This is a genomic window from Novosphingobium sp. FKTRR1 (genome assembly GCF_020404405.1).
Taxonomy (GTDB): domain Bacteria; phylum Pseudomonadota; class Alphaproteobacteria; order Sphingomonadales; family Sphingomonadaceae; genus Novosphingobium.
The window spans coordinates 1-1,531 of the sequence record NZ_JAIZDA010000088.1 but is presented as its reverse complement, the minus strand read 5'-3'; the positions used below and the strand labels follow the sequence as shown (position 1 = coordinate 1,531).

Annotated in this window: 1 protein-coding gene; it reads right to left on the bottom strand. The window is 60.3% G+C overall.

All coding sequences use genetic code 11. The features are described from left to right. Positions 1 to 364: 364 nt before the first annotated feature. Positions 365 to 1,390 (bottom strand): IS110 family transposase, encoded by a 1,026-nt coding sequence (locus LDN95_RS23010; protein WP_039338759.1) that lies wholly within the window; start codon positions 1,388 to 1,390, stop codon positions 365 to 367. Positions 1,391 to 1,531: the final 141 nt, after the last annotated feature.

Genomic DNA, 1,531 nt, shown 5'->3' with positions numbered 1-1,531 from the left:
GTCTTTTAATCGCTAACCTGTCAATCAGGCGCAGCGGGCATACCACCCTGATCCACGATGACGCGGTCGCGGATGCCTGCAGGTCAATGTCTCGTCAGCTACTGGTCACCGATCATGCCGTTTGTCGGGTACATGGTCTTTTACGCGGTCGGGACATGCACGCCGCAGGATGGGTCTTCGTGGGCGGGATCTTCCGATGTGTTTAACGCAATTCGCCGGAGTAAAATGGTGGCGACTGCAACTCTCGCAGCGGAATGATCCTGTCCGCGCCCCGACAGGGACGGCTCGGCGCGTCAGTGTCATCAGACGCGAACTTTATATCCAATCAGCCGGGGAGTGGGAGCTCTGTACGGCTGACATCAAATCACGCGGCGGCGGGCTCCGAGTGCCGGAACAATTCGCCAGTCCGAAGCATGGTATGCATGATTACCGCCAGCTTTCGCGCGACTGCGACAGCCGCCCGCTTGAAGCCGATCTTTTCTTTCAGCCTGAGGCCCCAGGTCCGCAGCGCGTTCTCCTCCCTTGTGCGCGTCATGATCGTGACCGCCGCCTCGTACAGGAGCGAGCGCAAATGATTATCGCCACGCCGCGAAATGTGTCCGTCATAGTCAACTTCGCCGGACTGGTAGCGCCTGGTCGTCAGGCCTACCCATGCGCCCACCGATCGCGACTTCCTGAAGTTCTCCGGGTCCTCGATCGCCGCAATGAACGAGCTCGCGGTAACCACTCCGACGCCCGGGATCGATGACAGCAGTCGGCACTGATCGCTCATGCGCGCAGACGCGATGAGCTGCTTGGTCAGTTCGGCCGTCCGCGCGCGAATACTGAGCCATGACTCAAGCAAGGGCGAAATGATCTTTTCCAGCGCTGGATTGTCGGCAAGCTGCTCGCGAACATGGGATGCAAAAAGCCGCCCCGCGCCCTTGGGAACAATGAGGCCAAAGGTCTTCATCAAGCCGCGGATTTGATTGGATAGCTGGGTCGTCATCTTCAGCAGTTGGTTGCGGCCCGCGACGAGCGTCCGCGTCAGCATGCTATCGAAGGCTTTCACCCGAACTTCCCGGTAGAAGCCAACCTCAGCCAGATGCGACAGGCCGTCGGCATCGTTGGCATCGGTCTTGTTCCGCGCAAGATCGAGCGCAGCCTTCGCGTGACGCGCATCGATGCAGATCGCCGGCAGGCCTTCCTCCCGCAGTGCGTGGTAGAACCAAACTGACAATGGGCCGGTCTCGAACACAACCCTTGCTGCTTCTGGCGCCCGCTTGCGGACCATTTCGGCAATAAGCTTCGGGTCGGAGGGGCACTTGCCACGCCAGACCCGCTGGCCACCCTCACGCACCGAGATGAATGTTTCTTTCAATGAAACGTCGAGGCCGATAAACTGCTCCATGGTTGTCTCCCGTCCGATGCTGGGCCCGGTCACCATCGTGGGCCCGTATTTCATCCTACCGGGGGGCAACCACCTGACCAGCGCGTCCTGATCGCGTGGAAGCGCACCCCGCGATTACCCCATGTGTTTAACCCTGTTGGG